Source organism: Escherichia sp. AM3, assembly GCF_032029835.1.
Taxonomy (GTDB): Bacteria; Pseudomonadota; Gammaproteobacteria; order Enterobacterales; family Enterobacteriaceae; genus Escherichia; species Escherichia coli.
The window spans coordinates 1-1,044 of the sequence record NZ_JAVUPQ010000362.1; the positions used below are offsets into that span (position 1 = coordinate 1).

General features: G+C 44.3%; 2 pseudogenes. Both read left to right on the top strand.

Annotation, left to right across the window (positions count from 1 at the left end):
- A pseudogene (locus RTW80_RS25840) lies at window positions 1-754 on the top strand (MFS transporter); the annotation flags it as partial.
- A gap of 11 nt (window positions 755-765) precedes the next feature.
- A pseudogene (locus tag RTW80_RS25845) lies at window positions 766-1,044 on the top strand (quinate/shikimate dehydrogenase); the annotation flags it as partial.

Here is a 1,044-nt window from a genome sequence, read left to right on the forward strand (position 1 = left end):
TATTCCGGGTATTCTATTTGTACTGATCACGCTGATGCTGTTGAAAAGCAAATTCCCCAGCCAGTTGGTGGACGCCAGCGTAACTAATGAATTACCGCAAATGAACAGCAAACCGTTAGTCTGGCTGGAAGGTGTTTCATCGGTACTGTTCGGTGTAGCCGCATTCTCGACCTTTTATGTGATTGTGGTGTGGATGCCCAAATATGCGATGGCTTTTGCTGGTATGTCAGAAGCTGAGGCATTAAAAACCATCTCTTATTACAGTATGGGCTCGTTGGTCTGTGTCTTTATTTTTGCCGCACTACTGAAAAAAATGGTCCGGCCCATCTGGGCTAATGTATTTAACTCTGCACTGGCAACAATAACAGCAGCCATTATCTACCTGTACCCTTCTCCACTGGTGTGCAATGCCGGAGCCTTTGTTATCGGTTTCTCAGCAGCTGGCGGCATTTTACAGCTCGGCGTTTCGGTCATGTCAGAGTTTTTTCCCAAAAGCAAAGCCAAAGTCACCAGTATTTATATGATGATGGGTGGACTGGCTAACTTTGTTATTCCACTGATTACCGGTTATCTGTCGAACATCGGCCTGCAATATATCATTGTTCTCGATTTTACTTTCGCGCTGCTGGCCCTGATTACCGCAATTATTGTTTTTATCCGCTATTACCGCGTTTTCATTATTCCTGAAAATGATGTGCGGTTTGGCGAGCGTAAATTTTGCACCCGGTTAAACACAATTAAGCATAGAGGTTAAAGGAGTTAATTATGGATGTTACCGCAAAATACGAATTGATTGGGTTGATGGCCTATCCTATCCGCCACAGTTTATCGCCCGAAATGCAGAATAAAGCCTTAGAAAAAGCGGGATTGCCATTTACCTATATGGCCTTCGAAGTGGATAACGATAGCTTTCCTGGAGCAATTGAAGGATTAAAAGCCCTCAAAATGCGCGGAACTGGTATATCAATGCCGAACAAACAACTGGCGTGTGAATATGTTGATGAATTAACGCCAGCAGCCAAACTGGTGGGTGCCATCAACACC